The 22,469-nt window shown below is 46.9% G+C and carries 18 protein-coding genes; 3 read left to right on the top strand and 15 right to left on the bottom strand.

Annotated features, from left to right (window positions below):
* Nucleotides 1-17 precede the first annotated feature (17 nt).
* From ilvD to D2V93_RS17430, 5 genes are all read right to left on the bottom strand, one after another.
* Entirely contained in the window at nucleotides 18-1,694 is a 1,677-nt protein-coding gene (gene ilvD, locus D2V93_RS17450) for a dihydroxy-acid dehydratase (protein ID WP_119620334.1), read from the bottom strand.
* A gap of 369 nt (nucleotides 1,695-2,063) precedes the next feature.
* Nucleotides 2,064-2,903 carry a 5-oxoprolinase subunit C family protein gene (locus D2V93_RS17445; protein ID WP_119620333.1) on the bottom strand — a complete coding sequence of 280 codons (840 nt, stop codon included), beginning with the start codon at nucleotides 2,901-2,903 and terminating at the stop codon, nucleotides 2,064-2,066.
* Nucleotides 2,896-3,630, bottom strand: coding sequence for a 5-oxoprolinase subunit PxpB (pxpB, locus tag D2V93_RS17440; protein ID WP_072881620.1), 735 nt, complete (start codon nucleotides 3,628-3,630; stop codon nucleotides 2,896-2,898). The genes D2V93_RS17445 and pxpB overlap by 8 nt, the downstream gene beginning before the upstream one ends.
* The gene (gene pxpA / locus D2V93_RS17435; protein WP_119620332.1) at nucleotides 3,627-4,370 is read right to left on the bottom strand and encodes a 5-oxoprolinase subunit PxpA; all 744 of its coding nucleotides are present in this window, start codon (nucleotides 4,368-4,370) and stop codon (nucleotides 3,627-3,629) included. Before pxpA ends, pxpB begins: the two co-directional genes overlap by 4 nt.
* A gap of 114 nt (nucleotides 4,371-4,484) precedes the next feature.
* Nucleotides 4,485-5,681, bottom strand: coding sequence for an Nramp family divalent metal transporter (locus tag D2V93_RS17430; RefSeq protein ID WP_119620331.1), 1,197 nt, complete (start codon nucleotides 5,679-5,681; stop codon nucleotides 4,485-4,487).
* 169 nt (nucleotides 5,682-5,850) lie between these two features.
* Between D2V93_RS17430 and D2V93_RS17425 the strand changes: the two genes are divergently transcribed.
* Entirely contained in the window at nucleotides 5,851-6,309 is a 459-nt protein-coding gene (locus D2V93_RS17425; protein ID WP_313791659.1) for a hypothetical protein, read from the top strand.
* Here the strand turns inward: D2V93_RS17425 and D2V93_RS17420 are convergent.
* From D2V93_RS17420 to D2V93_RS17390, 7 genes are all read right to left on the bottom strand, one after another.
* Nucleotides 6,306-6,716 (bottom strand): hypothetical protein, encoded by a 411-nt coding sequence (locus D2V93_RS17420; RefSeq protein WP_119620330.1) that lies wholly within the window; start codon nucleotides 6,714-6,716, stop codon nucleotides 6,306-6,308. The two genes, D2V93_RS17425 and D2V93_RS17420, sit on opposite strands and share 4 nt — an antisense overlap.
* Before the next feature lie 163 nt (nucleotides 6,717-6,879).
* Nucleotides 6,880-8,415, bottom strand: a complete 1,536-nt coding sequence (locus D2V93_RS17415; RefSeq protein ID WP_119620329.1) for a YifB family Mg chelatase-like AAA ATPase — start codon at nucleotides 8,413-8,415, stop codon at nucleotides 6,880-6,882.
* Between the two features lie 119 nt (nucleotides 8,416-8,534).
* Nucleotides 8,535-10,928: a penicillin acylase family protein gene (locus D2V93_RS17410; protein WP_119620328.1), complete on the bottom strand. Its 2,394-nt coding sequence runs from the start codon at nucleotides 10,926-10,928 to the stop codon at nucleotides 8,535-8,537.
* 83 nt (nucleotides 10,929-11,011) lie between these two features.
* Nucleotides 11,012-12,991: a protein-disulfide reductase DsbD family protein gene (locus tag D2V93_RS17405; RefSeq protein ID WP_119620327.1), complete on the bottom strand. Its 1,980-nt coding sequence runs from the start codon at nucleotides 12,989-12,991 to the stop codon at nucleotides 11,012-11,014.
* A complete protein-coding gene (gene tilS, locus D2V93_RS17400; RefSeq protein ID WP_119620326.1) occupies nucleotides 12,988-14,295 on the bottom strand; it encodes a tRNA lysidine(34) synthetase TilS in 1,308 nt (435 codons plus the stop codon). The genes D2V93_RS17405 and tilS overlap by 4 nt, the downstream gene beginning before the upstream one ends.
* Before the next feature lie 349 nt (nucleotides 14,296-14,644).
* Nucleotides 14,645-15,934 carry an anthranilate synthase component I family protein gene (locus tag D2V93_RS17395; RefSeq protein ID WP_119620325.1) on the bottom strand — a complete coding sequence of 430 codons (1,290 nt, stop codon included), beginning with the start codon at nucleotides 15,932-15,934 and terminating at the stop codon, nucleotides 14,645-14,647.
* Nucleotides 15,935-15,940: 6 nt separating this feature from the next.
* A complete protein-coding gene (locus D2V93_RS17390; RefSeq protein WP_119620324.1) occupies nucleotides 15,941-16,474 on the bottom strand; it encodes an NADPH-dependent FMN reductase in 534 nt (177 codons plus the stop codon).
* A 130-nt stretch (nucleotides 16,475-16,604) separates the two neighbouring features.
* Here D2V93_RS17390 and D2V93_RS17385 point away from each other — a divergent pair, with 130 nt between their 5' ends.
* Nucleotides 16,605-17,801: an acyltransferase family protein gene (locus D2V93_RS17385; RefSeq protein ID WP_119620519.1), complete on the top strand. Its 1,197-nt coding sequence runs from the start codon at nucleotides 16,605-16,607 to the stop codon at nucleotides 17,799-17,801.
* Between the two features lie 65 nt (nucleotides 17,802-17,866).
* On the opposite strand, the gene lpdA is transcribed toward D2V93_RS17385, so the two are convergent.
* Both lpdA and D2V93_RS17370 read right to left on the bottom strand, forming a co-directional pair.
* Entirely contained in the window at nucleotides 17,867-19,270 is a 1,404-nt protein-coding gene (gene lpdA / locus D2V93_RS17380) for a dihydrolipoyl dehydrogenase (RefSeq protein ID WP_119620323.1), read from the bottom strand.
* Between the two features lie 442 nt (nucleotides 19,271-19,712).
* A complete protein-coding gene (locus D2V93_RS17370; protein ID WP_182850018.1) occupies nucleotides 19,713-21,443 on the bottom strand; it encodes a BspA family leucine-rich repeat surface protein in 1,731 nt (576 codons plus the stop codon).
* A gap of 30 nt (nucleotides 21,444-21,473) precedes the next feature.
* Between D2V93_RS17370 and D2V93_RS18720 the strand changes: the two genes are divergently transcribed.
* Nucleotides 21,474-21,644: a hypothetical protein gene (locus tag D2V93_RS18720; RefSeq protein ID WP_182850017.1), complete on the top strand. Its 171-nt coding sequence runs from the start codon at nucleotides 21,474-21,476 to the stop codon at nucleotides 21,642-21,644.
* A gap of 242 nt (nucleotides 21,645-21,886) precedes the next feature.
* Here the strand turns inward: D2V93_RS18720 and D2V93_RS17365 are convergent.
* Nucleotides 21,887-22,469 (bottom strand): BspA family leucine-rich repeat surface protein (locus tag D2V93_RS17365; RefSeq protein WP_119620320.1); only part of this gene is annotated, 583 nt, incomplete at its 5' end.

Genomic DNA, 22,469 nt, shown 5'->3' with positions numbered 1-22,469 from the left:
TCTTCTGGAGCTTGTTGTTATATCAAATCCGTTACACATCCTTTGGATGCCGATGAAACCGTCTTGGCATATTTGTACAAACTGCCTGATTTTACTTTCAATTCTGGCTGTTTCCACTCTTTTCTTCGCTTTTCCAGCTCCTCATCTGAAATGTCCATGTTGATGGTGTTCTTCACGGCATCTATGGTGATGGTGTCCCCATCCTTGACCAATGCGATTCCGCCACCAACTTGTGCTTCGGGGGAAACGTGTCCCACCACAAAGCCGTGCGATCCTCCAGAAAACCTTCCATCGGTGATCAGGGCCACGTCCTTTCCGAGACCCGCTCCCATGATGGCCGAGGTCGGTTTTAGCATTTCAGGCATACCGGGCGCACCTTTGGGTCCTTCGTAACGAATGACCACCACATCACCTTTCTGCACTTTTCCATTGTGGATGCCATGGTTCACTTCGGTCTCACTGTTAAAGACCCTTGCGGTTCCTGTAAAGCTCAATCCTTCCTTTCCGGTGATTTTGGCCACGGCACCTTCGGAGGCCAAGTTGCCGAACAATATTCTGATATGGCCCGTTTCCTTGATGGGCTGTTCCAAAGTTCTGATGATATCCTGTCCTTCCGTCAAATCTGGAGCGTCCAATAGGTTTTCGGCCAATGTTTTTCCGGTGACAGTGATACAGTCACCGTGAAGCATTCCTTTTTTCAACATGTATTTTAGGACCGCTGGCACCCCACCCACTTTGTGCAGGTCTTCCATTACATATTTCCCGCTGGGTTTCAAATCGGCCAACAAAGGGGTGTTATCGCTGATCCTGGTCACATCCTCCAAAGTAAAATCTACCTCGGCAGCATGCGCAATGGCCATAAAGTGGAGCACGGCGTTGGTGGAACCCCCAAGGACTGTCACCAATCGAAATGCATTCTCAAGGGATTTCTTGGTCACGATGTCCCTTGGTTTGATGTCTTCTTTCAACAAATGCAACAGGGCAGAACCCGCGGACTCGCAATCAGCTCCTTTGGCAGCATTTTCTGCCGGAATGGACGAATTGAACGGCATGGACATGCCCATGGCCTCAATGGCAGATGCCATGGTATTGGCCGTGTACATTCCGCCACAGGCCCCAGCTCCCGGACATGCCTTGTGGATCACTTCCTTGAATTCTGTTTCATCAATGGTTCCCGCTACCCGCTGTCCGTAGGCTTCAAAAGCGGAAATGATGTCCAATTTTTTATTGTTGTGGCACCCTGGGGCTATGGTACCTCCATAGACCAAGATCGAAGGCCTGTTCAAACGTAACTGGGCCATCAAAGCGCCAGGCATGTTCTTATCACAGCCCACCACGGTCACCAAACCGTCATAACTCATGGCTTGCATCACGGTTTCAATGGAATCCGCAATGATGTCCCTTGACGGAAGGGAATATCTCATCCCCGGTGTACCATTGGAAATCCCATCACTCACCCCAATGGTGTTGAAGATGAGTCCTACCATGTTGGTGGACTCTACCCCTTTTTTCACATCCACCGCCAGTTTGTTGAGGTGCATGTTGCATGGATTGCCTTCATATCCCGTACTGGCAATCCCTATCAATGGTTTTTGTAAATCTTCGTCTGTAAGCCCTATGGCATGCAACATGGCCTGGGCGGCCGGCAGCGTAGGGTCTTGGGTCACGTTCTTGCTAAACTTGTTCAATTCCATTATCAAATTTCATTCTAATGCAGCGTTCTACTGAATTTATCTCTGCAAACCAAAGATAGATGTTTAAAAAGCCTTAGATTTTTAACAGAAAAGGGCTGTTTAAATCCATTTGGAACATAATAAACTTTAATCACTGTAAATCAACCACTTAAACCATTTTAAAATCCAACATTCAATTATTTTTACCGGTAAAGAAAAAGGGCCTGTATCAGCTTTTGATACAGGCCCTTTTCATTAACAGCACGACTGTATCATTCCAGATCTGGAACAATAATGACCACGCTGATGACGAAATTATTTCTTTTCATGCTTCAATGTTACGAAAAAAATGGGTCGATTCCTTCATTTGAACAAAAAATAACCCAAATTTTAAACCAGCTTGAAGGTAAGCTTATCCCCCAACTTTTTCTGGGCCAAGGTACATATCGAATCTTCTGAAAGTTGCAAGATGCGTGGATACCCTCCGGTAGTCTGGCCATCCTTCATCAGAACGATCAGCTTTCCGGCTGGGGTAAACTGCACCGTGCCCGGCAAAGTGCCTGAGGTGAGCATGGAATGGGAATGCCCGGTTATGGTCTCCGAAAGTTGGTAGGCCATCCTATTGTTTTCCTTGGAAACGGTGAACGTCTTTGTAAAAATTTCGGTCAGTTGGGCATCGGACAGGATAGAAAACTCAGGGCCCTTGTACACTTCCAAATAGTTCTTATGGAAGTGTTCCTCGATCTTGACCTCAGAAATAATGGGACTGTACGAAAGCATTTTGCCGTATTTCACCTCATCACCGTCCTTGAGCCTTTTTTTCTTGGTCACGGGAACAAATTGTGAACGGCTCCCCAAGACCACATCCGTCTGGAAACCACCCTTTACGGCCAAATAACTTCTAAAACCATCATCCAATCTGCCGTAGGACAGAATATCGCCTTTGCTGGCTTTCACCACTTGGTAGTTTTCTATGGGCTGGTTGTTCAGGGTGGCAGCAATATGGGCCCCGGACAGACAGATATAGGTAGGCTCATCAAATAGGAGCGTAGGCCCCGTCATGGTAATCTCCATGACCGCGGCATTGGGGTCGTTCTCCAGCAAAAGGTTGGCCTTTTTTACCGACAACACATCCATGGCTCCCGAAATAGGGACGCCGATGTCACGGTATCCAAATCTCCCCAAATCTTGAATGGTCACAAAAAAACCGGATTTCAACACTTTAAGCATCCAACTCTACTTTTTCTGGTTTATAAATGCCCACTTCCCCTTCTATTTTGTGCAACTCGTATGCTGCCTTCGATATTTTTTCAAACTGGATTTTGTCCCCGACCTTTACAAAACAAGGCTCCTTGGCATTGGGGTCGAACAAGGTGACCGGGCAATTCCCGATGATGTTCCAGCCTCCTGGGGAGTCCTGTGGGTAAATGCCCGTTTGTTTTGCCGCCAATCCCACGGAACCTTTGGCCACCTCCAACCGAGGTTCGGCCCTTCTTGGAATTTCAAGGGATGTTGGGAGCCCTCCCAAGTACATGAAACCTGGCAAAAATCCGATGCCATAGACCACATATTGATGGGACGTATGCTGATGGATGAGTTCGTCTACGGACAGCCCCAAAGTTTTGGAAACTTCTTCGATATCGATTCCGAATTCCAGGTCATAGCACACCGGAATGGTCCACAAATGTCGTTTCCTTTTGATGGTTGGGCTTACTTGTTCTGCATGGCAGTCCAAAATGAGTTTTTTGACCTCTTCGAAATCCAAATGGTCTTCATTATAGACCATGGTCAAGGAATTATAGGCCACGGACATCTCCCAACCTTGTAATTTGCGCTGCTTAAAGGCATCCATGAAATCGAGGATGTCTGCCAGAATGGATTCTTCAACTTTGTTGGGCCATTCGATCAAGACGGCCCGTTCTCCAAATGGTTTGATGGTGATGGGGTAACTTTTCACTTTTCTAGGTTCACCTGATGTTTGGGTAATTCCCGTGAAAGATACATCAATATTTCCAATGCCGAAGGAGTATCCCCATGCACGCAAAGGGTTTTTACCTCTATTTTTCGGGTTTTTCCATCCACTGTGGCAACAGTTCCTTTTTTTATTATGGGCAATATGTGGTCCAAAACCTTTTTGGGGTCTTCAATAAGGGCTTTATCGCTTTTTCTGGACACCAAACTCAAGTCTGGATTGTAGTTTCTATCCGCGAAGGCTTCGTGCCATACCTCAAAACCCATGCTTTCGGCCCTGTTTGCCGCCACTGACCCGAATGGGGCGTAAACAATGGCCGTATCCCGATATTCTTTGATGGCCTCCAAATAGACATCGGCCGCACCAACATCTCTTGCCGTTTGGTTATACAATGCGCCATGTGCCTTGATATGGTGCAGTTGGGCATCTTCCTTTTTTAGGACACCATAAAATGTGCCCAATTGATTTTTTATGCTTTGTATAAGCACATCCGCAGGAATATCCATCACTTCCCTTCCAAAATTGGCCTTGTCGGGGTACGATGGATGGGCACCTATTTTCACACGGTACTTTTGGGCCAATAGGATGACTTCCCACATGCTCTGGACATCGCCCGCGTGTCCGCCACAGGCAATATTACACGAGCTGATGTAGGGGAAAACATCGCTCTCATTGCCAATTCCCTCCCCTACGTCACAGTTGATGTCCACTTGCCATGTTTTCATTTGCTAGGTTGATATGTTACTTAATTATTGGGTTATTATGTTATTGGTTTTAGGCTTCTGACTTCCGACGTTTCGACTACGCTCAACGTGACACTTCTGACATTTGACTTCATATTAAAACACTCCCATTACTTTAAGGATGCTTTTCATTCCCAGAAAAATACTGAACAATACAATGGCCAGTCCGAAAGCATTCTGCAACATTGTGTTCTGATATTGTCCCATGACGGACCTCTTGTTCACCACCCAAAGCAGCAACATCGCCATAATGGGCAACAACAGACCATTGGCCACTTGGGCAAATTGTATCACCTCGATGGGTTTGATGTCAAACGACAAGGAGATGACCCCACAGAAAAGCACAAAGGCCCAGGTCCACTTGAATCGCTTGTCCTGCATGCCCCCAGACCATCCAAAACAACTACTGGCCACATAGGCCGCCGCCAATGGCGCGGTGATGGCCGAAGTGACTCCCGCAGCCAATAGTCCAACGGACATAAAGTAAACAGCCATTTTGCCGAACAAGGGTTCCAACCCCTTTGCCATGTCCAAAACTTGGTTCACATCTGCAATGGGAGCCGCAGATGCTGTCACCAAAATGGCCAGGGATACGATTCCTCCCAAGGCAATGGATACAATCGTGTCCCATTTGACCTCCTTTATCCCGCTCACGGACTTCCATTTCTCCTTCACCAAAGAGGTATGCAAAAAAAGATTGTAGGGCACCACCGTGGTGCCTACCAAGGCGATGACGGTGAACAAACTTCCTTCGGGCAGTCTGGGCACGAACATCCCTTTCACGATTTCCGCGACGGAAGGTTTGACAATGATGGCGCAAACGACAAAGCTAGCCCCCATGATGCCCACCAAACCCACAAAAATGCGTTCCAAGGCCTTATAACTGCTGAACCAGAGCAACAGGAATATGAAAAACCCGATCAGTATAGGCAAGTATGGTTTTGTCCATTCTTGGCCGACTAGTTGTTCCAACCCCAAAGTGGCGCCACCGATGTTTCCGGCCTCATAAGCAGCGTTGCCGATGAGTATGGCGGCCAAAACCACGGTGATGACCGTTTTCCTTATCCAAGGCACTTTCAGTTCCTGGCGCATCACATCCACCAGTCCACTTTGGGTTACCACCCCTATCCTACCCGCCATTCCCTGTAGCACGATGGTCGCCAAAATGGAGACTACCAAGGCCCATATCAGAGCATACCCGAAACGTGCCCCGGCCAAGGTGCACATGGCTATGGTTCCCGGTCCCACAAAGGCCGCTGCGACCAATACTCCAGGTCCGATTTTTTTAAACATTGTTCAGTTGGTTTGCGCAATGAATTTAACAGGATATTGGGACAAACCATGTATTTCATCCAAAAAAATGTATTTCGTCTAAAAATGGGATGTTTTATATCGACCGATTATACGAATTTCTAAAAGTGAAAGTTATTATGAATACCAAATCGTACTACAAAACTTAAACTTGACAAACACACTTATGACCTGTAAGGATTGTGGCAAAAGTATTGATCATCTTCAATACAGGGCATCCATGGATTCCCTCGGTGTTCAACTTTGCGAAAGACATACACGACTTATCAAAAAAGTCATCCTTGATAACGATACTCCCCCAGAAGCCATCCATCTCTTTTACGCATTGAAGGATGCTGGTGCCTATCCGATGTTGGAATGGTGGGACGGTAAAAAATCGGTCGATATTGCCATTTCAAGGGTGAAACTGAACATTGAAATAGACCGGGACTACAGTAGGATCACCCACGAACAGGCCATAAGCGATCTTGAAGATGCCATGCATTCGTTCAAAAATGGATTTACCACTATTCGAATTCCCCACTTGGCCATTGCCTATTACTTGGAAGATACCGTACAGAACATTCTTGGGATCATCTCCGGACTCAAGGCAAACATCAAGGCCATCTAGTCACTAAACTGGAACCTGCTGTCCTTTTTGGTCTCCTTATATTCAAGGATATTGATAATGATAGGATGCTCACCGATGTTTTCAAGGTCGTTCACGTAGTTTTTGCCCCTGTACTCAAAATATTCGGTGTCTCCGGGATTCAGCTTTATCATGTTTATTTTACCATTTCCGTACCGGGTAAGGGCCAATCCGCCCGTGGTGCAAACCCAGCCAAAGTTGGTGTTGTGCCTCCTGAAGGGAATGCGTTCGCCTGGGGCCAGATGAAGGTCCCAAAGCTTGACACTCTCGTTCTCGAATACCAATCTATTACTTAAAGAACTTGTTATATGTTGATGTAGCAACTCATCTATCTTCTCCTGCTCCCATGGGTCAAAGTTGCCCACTGGGTTTAATTCCACACATTGCATTCTTATGAATTTTGAAAAACGGCGCAAAAATACATCATAAACCACTCAAATACAGATCAGTAAGTGTTTTTAACGTATTTTTTACACTTCTTCTCCTAAAAGACCGTTCCATTGCCAATTCCATCACTTCAGCCCCATTTTTTTGATGCATCAGGAAATGGGGTCAACCCAACCATCCGTCCCTGTCCAAACTTCTGTATTGAATGGCTTCCGAAATATGGTTCCGGTTGATGCTTTCCTCATTTTCCAGATCGGCAATCGTCCTTGACACTTTTAAGATCCTGTCATAGGCCCGTGCCGAAAGGTTCAACCGTTGCATGGCGTTCTTCAACAATTCCTTGGAAGATTCGTCCAAAGGGCAAAACTGTCGTATGTGTTTGGTATCCATCTGCGCATTGTAATGGATATGCTCCCATGCTGAAAATCGGGCTGTCTGGATGTCCCTTGCCACTTCTACCCTTTTTCTGATGTCCATGCTGCTCTCCCCTTTTCGTTCTTCAGAGAGTTTCTCGAAAGGCACTGGGGTCACTTCAATATGGATGTCGATCCTGTCCAGCAGCGGTCCGGATATCCTGCCCAAGTAACGTTGCATCTCCGCAGGGGAAGATGTGACAGGTGCGTCGGGGTCGTTGAAATAGCCACCGGGACTTGGGTTCATGCTCGCCACCAGCATAAAACTACTGGGATAGGTGACTGTGTACTGGGCCCTTGCAATGGTGACCTCCCTGTCTTCCATGGGCTGTCGCATCACTTCGAGGACCCTGCGCTCAAATTCGGGAAGCTCGTCCAAGAAAAGTACACCATTGTGCGATAATGAGATTTCCCCGGGCTGCGGATAACTTCCGCCGCCGACCAAAGCAGCAGAACTAATGGTGTGGTGCGGGCTTCTGAACGGGCGTTGGCTCATCAAACCCTTGTTCCTTACCTTTCCAACCACACTGTGGATCTTGGTGGTCTCCAAGGCCTCATGCAAGGTCATTGGGGGTAAAATGGAAGGTAACCGCTTGGCCAACATGGTCTTTCCCGCTCCTGGTGGACCTATCAAAATAATATTGTGTCCGCCAGCCGCCGCAATTTCCATACATCGCTTAATGCTCTCCTGGCCTTTTACATCGGCAAAATCGTACTCCGGGAAGTTGAGATGTTCATAAAACTCTTGACGGGCATCCACATAGGTTCGTTCCAAAGGTATATCCTCATCAAAAAAGTCCATCACTTCCTTGATGTTTTCCACACCGTAGACCTCGAGATCCTTTACAATGGCAGCTTCAACGGCATTTTCCTTTGGAAGAATAAATCCTTTGAAACCTTCCTGTTGTGCTTTTATGGCTATGGGCAAGGCTCCCTTTATGGGTTGAAGGCTACCGTCCAACGACAATTCGCCCATAATGATATAATTTTGGATGCCCTCCGACCTGATTTGGCCCGAAGCGGTCAAAATTCCCAACGCCAAAGTGAGGTCATAGGCGGAGCCTTCCTTTCTGAGGTCGGCAGGGGCCATATTGATGGTTATCTTTTTTCCGGGGATCTTGTACCCATTGTTCTGTAGAGCGGCGGCTATGCGGTAATTGCTTTCCTTGATCGCGTTATCGGGCAATCCCACCAAATGATAGCCTACGCCCTTGTCCACATTGACTTCCACTACGACAGTGGTCGCTTCAATGCCAAAAACGGCACTACCATAAATTTTTATCAGCATTTGGATTTTTTGTCAAATAAGGGCAAAAAATAGGCAAAGCCTATTTACCAAAAGCTCATTGATTGACAATAGCGTGGTTTGAATTGATGGATAGCCCTTCTCGGCCAATGGATGAAAAATCACTCTTTGGTGAAGGTGAGCACAGATTCGGCCTTTTCCTCAATCTCCTGTCTGTTCATCATCATTTTTCGGAACTCCCCCTTTACGTACATTTCAGCCTGGTCCTTGTAATGCTTGCTGAGCGGGTTCCCGGATTGTCCTGTGGGCAATATGCTGATACTGTTCTCAATATCCGAAAAATCAACGATCCTTCGTGTGGAAGGCCCTGAACTTACTTTGTAAAATCCTGTGCTGTCGTATGGAAAGGATAGGTTGTTGATGACCTCCCGGGTCCCCTCAACAGGAAATGGGCCCACATTGAAATAGCTGCGAAGGGATTCCACTTGGCCGATAGGATGTTGGTGTTCCAAGGTATGTACTTTGTCCCAAGTCCATTCACTCGGATCTGGCCCAAAATCACTGACCAAGGACTCCCATGCATCGGCAAAGGATTTCATGACTATGTCCTTCCGTGTTTCCACCACGTCCTTGGTATGGACATTGTCCCACCATTTTCCGCTTTCCATTTTAGCCCCCCAAGCAATCTGTCGCTTGAAAATGTGTGTGGCCAAAAACTGGTTGAACATTTCTGTCCCCAATTCGTCCTCCATGGTATTCTTCACCATGTAGTATTCACAACGATGGAACAATGTTGGGCTGGTGCTCGTCAACGTATATTCTCCGTTCCAATTCTCAAGGGAATCCACCAGAACCAATTGCTCCTGGGTCAAGAGGGACACATCGAACAGTTTTATCAGTTCGGTCACCAGTTGCGTGTTTACCGTGGAGGTCACATCCAATATCATTTCAGAAACAGCTTCTTTGTCCCAATCGTCCTTGGCATCCAAAAGCTGGACTATCCTTCTTGCCCTGTTCTCGGGCAGGTAATATCCCGGGTATAACATCCCTGCAATGGAGTCGGGCTGGTTGTTGGCCGAATAGACATAGTTCCAAGGTGGGTTTTCGGCACTTGGGTTTTCTGAAAAATCCAAATAGCGCAATGGTTCCTCTTTTCCCGAGGTGCCATCCAAAATATACTTGGTGGACAGGCTGTCCGGCATTTGATAAAGTTTTGCAGTGGCCCACCAGCCCACATTGCCCTTTGCATCGCCGTACATCACATTCAGTCCAGGTGCGTGGATCTTGGGCAGGGCATTCTTGAATTCTTCCAGATTGGCAGCATGGCTCAATCCGTAAAGGGCATCCATCACCTCGTTCTTGGGTTTGGTGTATATCCACGACATGGACACGGGTCTATCCCCGGAAATCTGATCGGCAATGTGGTTCAACACAGGTCCGTGATGCGTTTTTCGGTAGGTGAATGGTACATCATCCTCTCCTTTTACCTTTATGGTCTTGGTCACATATCCATACTCCTTCCATCCATCGGCAGTTTTGTATTTGGTACTATCGGATGGATGTGTTTCTTCGTAATAAAAGTCAATGTCATCATTTTCGAACATCGTCAGCCCATAGGCCAAATTCCTATCGTGCCCCAATAAGGGAAAAGGTACCCCTGCCAAATGATAGCCGTATTTTTCATAGGTGGGCGTGCTGATATGCGCCTCGTACCACACCGTTGGCTGGGCAAATCCAATGTGGGGATCGTTGGCAAAGATCACCTTGCCGTTCTTGGTCTTCTGGGGGGCAATTACCCAACTATTACTCCCCTCAAACTGCGGAATGGGCAATTTTTCCAAGGCCGTCGTGACACTTACCATGATGTTTGAAGCCAGTGAATCCATGTTAGATCCTTTGTAGTTCTTGATCCAAACCGTTGAGGTGTCTGAATCAATAGCAAGGTCCCTCATGTACTCCTCGCCCAATTTGTCCCTCATGCTGGTGAGCAGAGGGTCTGTCTTATGTGCCATGGCAAAACTAAAGGCCATGTAGCCCACTGCATTGTGTATGTCTTCCAAAGAAAAAGGTTCCTTATCCAGGCCTGTGAGGTAAAACTCGAGGGGTGTTGGTCCCTTCTCGATGAATTCGTTGATGCCATCCAAATAGGCTTGGGAAAGAATGGCCGTTTTGCTATTCAGGTCCATGCTGGCCACTGTTGCTGTTGAATTGTCATCAATGCCTAGGGAAAGGAAGAACTTATCTGTTTTCAAGAGGTCTTTGCCAAATACTTCGGATAGCCTACCCTTGGCAACCCGTCTCAAAAGTTCCATTTGCCACAAACGGTCCTGGGCGTGCACATAGCCCAATGCCTTAAGTGCATCTTCTTCATTGTCCGCATAGATGTGGGGAATCCCATAGGTGTCATAGAGTACTTTGACCGCACTGTCCAGTCCCGGCAATGTCTTTTTTCCACTATAATCGGGCTTGAGCCCATTCAAGAAAATAGCAATGCCAATGATTGCCAACAGGATTAAGCCTGCAAGAACCAAAAGTCCTTTTTTTAGTTTTTTCACTTCCCTTTAGGTTAAGTCGATTACCTCCCTAAGGTAAAACTAATTTCCCGATCCCATGAAAAAAAAGTGGGAGGAGTTGTCCATCATTTGTCCATGGAAAGGTGATGTTTTTCCAAGCCCGATCTTAGCCATTCCCCATAGGTTTCCACATCCACATATTGGACGGCGTCGTTCAAAATTTCCAGATTGGGAGAAAGCAAGACGTAGTAGGGCTGTGACGCGGCATTGAAGTTGATGGTCTGGAAAGTCCCCCATTTTTGTCCCACGGTCTCAATGGCCTTTATCCGTCCAGAGTCATATTTGAAGTTGAACCTTTCTGCTTCGGGAAGTTCCTTTCTGTCGTCCACATAGAGGGAGATCAGCACATATTCGTCTTTCAAAAGGGGGTAGATGGTATTATGGCTCCATACATTTTCTTCCATCTTTCGGCAATTCACGCAGGCCCATCCCGTGAAATCGAGCAGAATGGGTTTGTTCACGGCTTTGGCATGGGCCACACCTTCCTCAAAGTCCTTGAAACAATCCAAGCCAAGGGGGCAATCGCTTTCGGTTTCGACCACGCTGTAAAAATCCGGAGGCGGAAATCCGCTCAACAGTTTCAGATGGGTCACTTGGAAAAGGCCCAATATCAAGTACACCGAAAAGGCCAGACTCAATATCCCGAAGACTTTTCGGGCGGAGGTCAGTTTTTTCTTTGGACCGTCATGCGCAAAGCGGAACAGCCCAAACAAATACAGGGTCATCAACACAAAAAGCACTATCCAGATGCCCACGAAGATCTCTCTCTTCAATAATCCCCAATTGCCTACCAAATCGGCATTGGACAAGAATTTGAAGGCCAGAGCCAGTTCCAAAAAGCCCAAGACCACTTTCACGGTGGTCATCCATCCGCCCGATTTGGGCAGGGAGTTCAACCAGGCCGGAAACATGGCAAACAACGCAAATGGCAGGGCCAAGGCCAGACCAAAACCGACCATTCCTGTCGATAGGTTGGTCGCTACATTGCCCTCTGCCAGCGTAGTGCTTCCCAACAGCCCTCCCAAAATAGGGCCGGTGCACGAGAAGGACACTATAGCCAAGGTCAGCGCCATAAAGAAGATGCCCAATCCCCCTCCTACTTTGGATGAGGCGGAGTCCATTTTATTGGCCCAAGAGCTGGGCAGGGTCAATTCGTAATAGCCAAAAAACGAAAAGGCAAAAAAGACAAAAATGACGAAGAAGAACACGTTGAGCCAAACATTGGTGGCAATGGTGTTCAGTATCTGCGAGTCCACCGAATTGAACAAATGGAAGGGCAAACTCAACAAGAAGTATATCAACACAATGAAAAATCCATAGAGAACGGCGTTTCCGATGCCCTTGGACTTGTTCTGCGACTGTTTGGTGAAAAAAGAAACCGTCAACGGGATCATGGGGAACACGCAAGGGGTCAACAAAGCGATGAGGCCGCCCAAAAATCCAAGCCCAAAGATCATCCAAAGGTTGGACTTCCCTTCGGCGTCCACGGAACTTCCTTGGTTCAGGAGGTGCTTGTTCTTGAAATCTACCTTCAACGATTCACCCAAGGCCACACTATGTCCATCCAGTTCTTGGGTAGTTGCCACAAAATCGCTTCCATCCAAAGAAACCTGGAAAAGATGGTCCAAGGGGATACAGACTTCCTTACAGATCTGGTAAAACAGGTTCACCGAAATCTGGTTGACCTCCGGGTCGAGCAGTTTGATCTTCTGGGTAAAGATGGCCTCTTTCTTGAAGAAAGTCTCATCTACCTCAAAAATGTCGCTGTATTCGGTAATGGTCTCACTTTCTTCCGCTTGGCCCATAAGTTCGTAGTCCTCGCCGGCTTTTTCAAAAGTGAATTCACTGGGCAGGGAACCCCCTTCGGCCGTATATTGGGAATAGATGTGCCACCCGTCCATGATCTTTGCCTTGAAGACCAGTTCGTATTCCGTGTCCGATATTTTATTGACTTCATGACTCCAGACGGCCGGATTGGCATCTGTTTGCGAAAACAGGGAAAGGTTGATTAAAAAAAGTCCTAAAAAAAGTAGTGCTGTTCTCATGTAGCCCATGTAATCTTTACTATTTGTCGGGTTGAATCCTCGACCTTGAAACGTTCGTCTGCCCTTTTGCCCACTACCCAAACAATATCGTTGTCCGAGCAAAGCAGCCATTGTTTTTCCTTGGACACCACATCCATCTTCTCGTCCTTGAAAAACTTGGACAGCTTTTTTCTTCCTTGCATACCAAAAGGATAAAAATAGTCGCCTTTTTCCCAATTTCTTAACACCAACGGGAAGTTTAACTTTTCCTTATCCATAAAGATGGTATTCTGCCCTGATTTTTCAATGCTATTAACATCTTCCAGATTTAAATTGAGAGGTAGATCCGGCTGTTCTTCATTTTCAAAGATCAAGTATGATCTTTTCGGTATATTCTCCAATTCTGAAAGGATCAGATGTTGCCTATCCTTCACCAATCTATGGGTCTTGGAAACCACTTCCTTGCCGCTCATGGCAGTCAAAAGGTGGTGTACATCGTCCCATTCCGTGAAACCATATGCTTTAAAGACTTCATACAAATAAGCTGCTGTGGGCTGTAAACGCTCCAACTCCCCAATATCGATCGTAATGCTTCCGCCATTCTCCACAAAAAGCTTTGCTTTGATGGTCTGGATATGGTTGTCCACCAAAGTATGGGTCTGGAGCAGATGGGATTGGGTGCGCATGAAGTTTTGAAGAAAAGTAGGGTGCAGTTCTTTCAGTTTGGGCACTACTTCGTGCCGTATCCTGTTCCGAAGGTATTTGTTACTGGTGTTGCTGCTATCCTCCCGCCATAGGATATGTTCAGCCTGGGCATATGCCATCACTTCTTCTTGTGAAAAGACAAGTAGGGGCCGGACTGTTTTTCCGTTTACTTCGGGTATTCCCAAAAGGCCTTCGATGCCCGTGCCACGAGAAAGATTGATAAGAAAAGTCTCCACGTTGTCATCAGCGTGGTGGGCCGTCACCAAAAAGTCAAAGCCCTCTTTTTCCAAAACCTCTTGAAACCATTGATAGCGCAGGTCTCTTGCGGCCATTTGGATGGAACCCCGGTTCTTCTCCGCATAGGCTTCCGTATCGAAACGTTTCACCAAGACCTCTACACCCAATTGTTCCGCCAAACGACGCACAAAATCTTCATCCCCATCACTTTCCGCGGCACGCAGCCCAAAATTGCAATGGGCCAATACCATATTCAGTCCCGACCTTTGGGTCAAATGGGCCAGAACCACGCTGTCCACTCCCCCGCTACAGGCCACCAACAAGCGCTTTCCTTTCAAGAAAGGCAAATCGAGGTCCACATGCTTTTTGAACTTTTCCAGCATACCACAAAAATACGATTCGTTGTTGAGTTATTGGGTTATTCTGTTATGGGTTATTCAGTTACTGAGTTATTTCGTTATTGGAATTTGGTGCTTCAAGCTTGGTGCCCGATGTAGGAAGAACAAAGAACAAAGAGAAAAGACAACCATTCCTGTCATTCTGAAAACACGAAGTGTTTGAAGAATCTCATCCTGCAAGAGATTCTTCGCGTTGCTCAGAATGACAAAGTTCACTGCAAACTGTTTACTGCCCACTGGAATTTATGATTTGACACTTGATGCTCAATGTTGGCCTCTTGTTTTTATGTTTTTGAAATTTGAACTTGAAACTTCAAACCCTAAACCTCTAACCTTAAACCTCTTCGCCCAAAACACTTCGCATGGCCCTCGCCTTCAGCAGGCATTCCTGATACTCCATTTCGGGGTCGGACTTTGCAGTGATGGCACTTCCCACGGAATAGGAGACAAACCTGTGCTTTTCGTTATACAAAATGCTCCGTATCACCACATTGAAGTCGAAATTTCCTTGAGGGTCAAAATAGCCCACTGCCCCACTGTACAGACCTCGTTTGGTCTCCTCCAAAGCTTCAATGATCTTCATTGCGGATATCTTTGGTGCGCCTGTCATGCTGCCCATCGGGAAGGTTTCCCTTATCAGGTCAACAGGGTTTATATCTGGATAGATTTTTGAAGTAATGGTTGAGATCATTTGGTTTACTTGTTTGTATCCATATACCTTGCAGAGTTCTTCAACTTCCACACTTCCTTTGATGGCGTTTTTGGAAAGATCGTTCCGCACCAAATCCGTAATCATGATGTTCTCTGCTCTTTCCTTTTCATCTTTGGCCAGTTGTTCCCGTATGCGCAAATCGTCATCGGCATCCCTTCCCCGTGGTGCGGTACCCTTTATGGGCTGTGAAATTACTTTTTCGCCCTGCCTTCTCAAATACCGCTCCGGGGAGGCACACAACAAATACCTTTCATCCAATCGCATAAAGGCCGCAAACGGCGGTTCGGATATGGAGTTCAGCTTTTTATAGGTCTCCAAAGGGGCTATCTGTACATCTTGGGCATAAAACTCCTGACAAAAATTGGCCTCATAAATATCACCACGATGGATGTGCTCCAAAAAACGGTTCGCTTTTTCAAAATAGGCATCCTTGTGGATACGCATCTTTATGGGAATGGGGGAAGTCTTGACATTGTTGGTCCTATCTTCACCCAACAATGAGACAATGTCCGCAAAATCTTTTTCCATGTCAGGCACATCAGCTTCCAAGTAGTTGAACTGGAGCTGGCCCCCATCCAAAATGATAATTTTACGGGGCTGAAAAAAATACAGGTCAGGGAACCCAATTCCATCCCCATTGCAGGAGATCAAATCCTCCAACTGGTTTTTCAAATCGTATGAAAAATAGCCGAACAGCCAGTCAGACCGGTGTTCAAAGTAGCTCCTAAGTTCTTCCAAATGGAAAAATCCCTTGGATTTCCCAACGGCCAGACAGGCTTCAAAGGATGAATAGTTGCCCCGATGCCCGTTGCTGTCCAACCACACCACATCCGTGTAGTTTTTGGACCATTCCAAAAGGGCGTTCTTACTTTGTAAAGGTGATGCTGTCTTAAAGGAACGCTGTGTACGCAATGCCCATTATTTTAACGAATCCAAAAAAGTCTGTAGCGCTTTTTGGTGTTCTGCTTTCAAGGATTCATCCAGAATCCCGTCCTCGGAAAAAGTATCATGGAACGAAGGCAGGGAAAACGTCGCGGTGATTTCTGCTCCAAACCTTGGCAACATATTCTGTATCACACCCAAAGAACCCATACCGCCTCGTTTACCTCCCGAAGTGGACATGAGGAGCACCTTTGTCCCTTCCAAAAATTTCCGGTCCAAACGGGACAGCCAATCCAAAACATTCTTAAAATAGGCCGATGGATTACCGTTATGCTCGTTCACGGAGAGTATGAGTCCATCTGCTTTCTGGATTTCCTCCTTGAACTCCACCAAAGCATTGGAATATCCTTTTCTTTTTTCATCATCCTCACTGAACATCGGAAATGGATATTTTGTCATGTTCAACAACCTAAGGTCATGCCCTTCCACCAAAGAAGTGGTAAATTGTACAAGCCTGAAATTGATGGATGTTGAAGAATTGCTTCCGGCGAATGCCAAAATCGCTGCCATAGAAAAAAATCATTGATTGTTTCGCTAAAATACCCCAATTGGGGCAGAGTTGTAAGTATTTTGTATAATTTTGGCGCGGAAAGCATCCAAAGTACTTGCAAAACAAGTATATAGGAAGAGATTGAACCAAATGACAGTTAAGACCAACAGGTTATTTTTTGTAGATGCCATGCGTGCCTGGGCCATATTGATGATGCTCCAAGGACATTTCATCGATGGGCTTTTGGAACCGGCCTTTAGGGACCTCAACAATGGTGCCTTCCGTGTTTGGCTTTATTTCCGGGGAATCACAGCGCCTGTTTTCTTTACGGTTTCCGGGTTCATTTTTACCTACCTACTCGTGCGGATGCCCCAAAAAGGGATGGACAACCCAAGAGTGGTCAAAGGTATTCGCCGCGGGCTTCAACTCGTTTTTATTGGCTATTTGTTACGTTCCAATCTCTTTGGACTGCTCAAAGGGGAAATTTACCCTTCTTTTTACTTTGTGGACGTACTGCACTGTATCGGGCTTTCCATTTTGGCCTTGATCGGGATCTATCTGTTGACCATCAACAGAAGAAAGCATATGTTTCCATTGGTCCTGCTGGGCATTACTTTGGTCCTGTTCCTGTTTGAACCACTTTACAAGCAGTGGTCCTTTTCCTTTTTACCGGAATTCATCGCCAATTATTTCACCAAGGCCAACGGCTCTGTATTTACCATCATCCCATGGCTTGGATATGCCACCATCGGAGCTTTCATTTCTATCTTGTTCTTGAGGTTCAAGGATTTCAAATACCTTTATCCAGTGGCCATTGCCATTTCGTTGGGACTTGGCGCCGTTCTGTGCTATGCATTGTCACCAACCTTCCTTGCCATTTACGAATGGACGGGAGTAGAACTTTTCAACTTGCTGCAACTCAACAACTACCTGTTTATCCGATTGGGCAATGTATTTGTGGTATTTGCTGTGTTCATGTTGCTTCGACGGCTTATAAACAACCGCACCATCCTGAATATTGGCTCCAGCACCCTTTCCATCTATGTGATCCATTATATGGTTCTCTATGGAAGTTTGACGGGATTGGGGCTCTATCGGTTCTTCCACCATTCCCTGACCCCTTCTGTGGTTATCCCCGGAGCTGTGCTGTTTATGTTCGTCTGTACCTTTTTGGCTTTGAAATATAGCCAATACGAAGAGAGTATCAAGTCCAGCATTGCTTGGGCTTTGGAGACTGCGAAGAAACAAGTGCTCGAAATCAAGGACATCTCATTTTCCGTGCTGAAGGAACTGTTGTCCCGGGCAGGCTTGATCCTCAAAAGACTGTTCCGCACCGCAAGAGGTTAACCTCAACAAAAAAGGCATCCCATCTTGATAGACCGAATGCCCTTTTACTTTTTCTTATCTATTGACTAACTATGCAACGACCTTTTGTCCGTTGCATCCAAGGCAGCTTCCTTGACAGCTTCGGCATACGTCGGGTGTGCATGGCTCATTCTTGCAATGTCCTCGGCAGAAGCCCTGAATTCCATTGCGGTAACAGCCTCAGCAATCAAATCGGCACAACGCGCACCCACCATGTGGACGCCCAACACCTCATCGGTCTTTTTGTCCGCCAATATTTTTACAAACCCATCCAGGTCCATACTGGCACGTGAGCGGCCCAATGCCCTCATGGGAAACTGCCCCACTTTATAGTCCACGCCTTCTTCCTTCAACTGCTCTTCGGTCTTGCCCACAGCGGCCACTTCCGGCCAGGTGTAGACCACTCCGGGAATGAGGTCGTAGTTGATGTGCGGTTTTTGTCCGGCCAAGAGTTCGGCCACCAAAACGCCTTCTTCTTCGGCCTTGTGTGCCAACATGGCCCCTTTGATCACATCCCCGATTGCGTAGATGTTGGATACGTTGGTCTGTAGGTGATCGTTCACCGCTACCCTGCCCCTGTCGTCCAGTTTCACGCCAGCTGCTTCAAGGTCCAGTCCATCGGTATAGGGCCTACGTCCCACACAGACCAAGCAATAATCGCCGGTCAATACCACTTCTTGTCCCTTTTTGTCGTCTGCCTTTACAATGACCTCTTTTCCTTTGCGCTCCACTGCTTTCACTTTATGGGACAGGTTGAAGGCCATTTTTTGCTTTTTCAGCACTTTCATCAATTCTTTGGAAAGGGCGGCATCCATCGTTGGGATAATGCGGTCCATATATTCCACAACGGTCACTTCGGAACCAAGGCGCTTATATACCTGGCCCAATTCCAGACCGATGACCCCTCCCCCGATAACGATCAGATGTTTGGGGATTCCCTTTAGCTTAAGCGCTTCAGTGGACGTGATGATGCGTTCCTTGTCCAGTTGAATGAACGGCAAGGTAGAGGGTTTGGATCCCGTGGCAATGATGATGTTCTTTGCCTCGATGGTCTCCGTTTTTCCATCTTTTTCAACAGCAATGTGGGTGGCATCCTTGAAACTTCCGAGTCCGTGCAGGACATCTATCTTGTTCTTGCCCATCAAAAACTCGATGCCCTTGGTGTTCTGTTCCACGACATCCTGTTTGCGGGCGATCATCTGCTTTAGGTTCACCTTAACTTCACCAGGAATATCGATTCCGTGCTCGGCAAAGTGCTTTATGGCATCCTCGTAGTGGTGCGATGAGTCCAAAAGGGCCTTGGAGGGAATACAGCCCACATTGAGGCAGGTGCCTCCCAAGGTGTCGTACTTTTCAATGATTGCGGTTTTCATTCCCAATTGGGCACATCTAATCGCTGCCACATAGCCTCCGGGGCCCGAGCCGATGACAGCTACATCATATTGATTCATATTGTATGGTTTGTAAGGATAATCCGTTCTTTAAAAACAGTGGTAAAAATACGAATGTTTTTTCGTTGGAACAGTGGGATGCGGAAAGTTTCGGGTTGTGGGTTACGGGTTACGGGTTTTGGGTTGAAGGGTCAAAGGTGAAAGTGCAAGGAAGGAGCAAAATTTCGGGATGCGGGTTGGGCAGTAAACAATGTACAATAAGCAATGACGAATAACTCAGTTACCGAATACCCCAAAAACAAAAGTCTATTCTCTATTGTCCATGTTCTATGGTCTATTTTGACCGAATTTCACGAATAGGCACGAAATACTTCCGACGTTTCGACTACGCTCAACGTGACACTTCTGACCTCTGATTTCAGACATCAGTAAATAAAAACCACCGAAAGATCCTAAAGCCTCCCGGTGGTTAGTATTGCATGCTATTCTATCTTGTTGGAAATCAATTACAGCTTAACTGTCCTGAATAGGTTCCGGTAAATGTCCATCCATGGTTGAACTCCAAATTGTTACCAGCGGAAAGGCCATTAGCGCAAAAGGTAAGGCCATCTACACCTAAAGTGATGTCCATAGGACCACCATTTTGTTCCACAAAGGCATTCCAACCCACTATAGTTGCGTTGAAACTGGCTACCGACATCCCACAACCATCGAACATATTTCGCATATCGGTCACATTTCCAATATCCCAGCCACCTATACTTTGGTCAAAGACCGTGGCAATTTTGAACATGCCGAACATCAAGGTGACATTGGAGGTGTCCCAACCGCCAATATCCTGATTGAAGGAGGTGGCCTCATTGAACATGAAGGTCATATTTGTTACACTGGAAGTGTTCCAGTTGCCAATGTCTTGATTGAAGGCCGTGGCTTCAGAGAACATATAGTTCATACCGGTCACATTGGAGGTGTCCCAATCGCTGATGTCCTGATTAAAAGAAGTGGCTCCACCGAACATTCCGGACATATTGGTCGCATTGGAAGTATTCCAACCGCTGATGTCTTGGTTGAACAATGTGGCTCCGTTGAACATTCCTGTCATAATGGTCACGTTGGAGGTGTCCCAATTCCCGATGTTTCCATTAAAAGAGCTTGCATTATAGAATATATAGGACATATCGGTCACTTGGGAAAGGTCGGGTATGTCGGTGGCTTTATAGGTCATGTTCTGGCATGTGCCAAAGGCCCCGTTCATGCTTTCCCATTGGATGCTGCCCCATTGATCCAAGGACAGCAGAAGTTCCGACGAAGCACTCTCAAACATGACGATGGCAGGAAACTGTCCCAAAATGGCCACAGTGTGGTTACCGGCCGAGGCGTAGACATGGGAAGGTCTGTCGCTGGTGCCGATCTCTTCCACCGTGCCATCGCCCCAGTCGATGGTGTAGTCATACGTAAGGTTTATGTTCGTACCGATAACAATTTCCTCATTGGCCACGGTGGTCTTCCAAGTGGTGACAAAGGCGTTGGGGTCGCTGGCAAGGGACTCGTACACGTCCGTGACATTGATGGTTACTATATCCGAATCAGTGCCCGCACCATCGCTTACCTGCACGGTGATGTTGTGCTGTGTGGCGGTCTCAAAGTCGAGGCTCCTGCCTGTTGCAAGGGAAAGTTCGCCAGTGGTCCCATCGATTTCAAAAAGACCGTCCGCATTGTCCGTTATTTCGTAGGTCAGTTCATCCCCATCAACATCGAAGGCCTCAACGATACCGATCACTTCGGTGTCGGCAATGTCCTCTGCCACGGTGAATTCAAAATTGCCGATAACAGGTAGAATGTTCTGTGCGGTGGCCTGGGTCACTTTTATGGTGATGGTGGCCGTTGCACTGTCCTCACCGTCACTGACCTCCACGGTGATGGTGTGCTGTGTCTTGTTGACAAAGTCCAGTGTCTTGCCCGGTGCCAGGCTCAGGGCCCCTGTGGCCGTGATCTCGAAGAACTCGTTGTCATTGGTCTTGATACTGAAGGTGAGGGCGTCCTTGTCGGCATCGGTGGCCACAACGGTACCGATTACCACGGTATCGGCAATGTCCTCAGAAGCGGTGAATTCCTGTGCGGCGATCACCGGGGTGGCGTTCTTGGGCGGTGTGGGTGCATCGTCCTTGCCGCAGGACCATAGCAGGGCCATGGCGAGGATGGCGATACCCAATTTTTTTGTGATGTTTTTCATAATCATTTTTTTACAGTTAATCTTGGCAAGATGGGGCGTTCCGGAGAATGTTTCGGGCACGATCTGACGGATGCCAAGGCTGGATTGACGGATGGGGTCTTTGGGTTGATGGGACTGGGTTACAGGTTTAAGGTGAAGGGAACAGGGGGTGAAAGTTCAAATTCCAATAATCGAAGCATCCAAGAATCCAATTTGCAATGAACAATAATTCAACAAGGGAATACCTTAATCATTTTCATTCTGAGCAAAGCGAAGAATCTCCTACTGGAGCCAAAGATTCTTCAAACACTCCGCGTTTTCAGAATGACAAGCAACGCCAATAAAAAATCCAAACCCCAACAATCGAAACATCCAACAATCCAATTTGCAATAAAATAAAAAACCGGAAGGACACTTGGTCCTCCCGGTCTTGGTCTTAAAAAAATAATCTTCTCACGAGGTACTTAGAAGCAATGGCCACTATCGTCATTGATATCCCAGCTCTTGTTTGCACGGAGAAAGGTATAGGCGTTAACACTCGGGGCATGGCTACAATCTATGGACAGGCCAACAGCACCCAAAACAATGTTTGAGGGAAGATTGGGAAGCTGGGACCAGCCTACTAAGGTACTACCATAGCTCAAGGCACTCATCCCCGAGTTGTCCAACATGTTTTCCATATTGGTCACATTGGAAACGTCCCAGGTATCCAAGATACCGTTAAAGGAGGTGGCCCCTTTGAACATATTGGCCATATTGGTTACCTCGCCCGTGTCCCAATCTAAGATGGCACCATTGAATTCAACAGCACCATTAAACATACTGCCCATGTTGGTCACACTCGAGGTGTCCCAATCATTGATGTCCTGGTTGAACGAAGTGGCCAATTCGAACATACTCTGCATATTGGTCACACTCGAAGTGTCCCAACCACTGATGTCTTGGTTAAAGAGAGCGGCATAGACGAACATAAAGGACATATTGGTCACATGGGAAGTGTCCCAGCCACCGATATCCCCATTGAAGGCAGTGGCCCCATAGAACATA

The organism is Flagellimonas taeanensis (assembly GCF_003584105.1).
In the GTDB taxonomy this organism is placed as follows: domain Bacteria; phylum Bacteroidota; class Bacteroidia; order Flavobacteriales; family Flavobacteriaceae; genus Flagellimonas; species Flagellimonas taeanensis.
The sequence above is the reverse complement of the archived record's forward strand: the minus strand, read 5'-3'. Positions and strand labels throughout refer to the sequence as shown.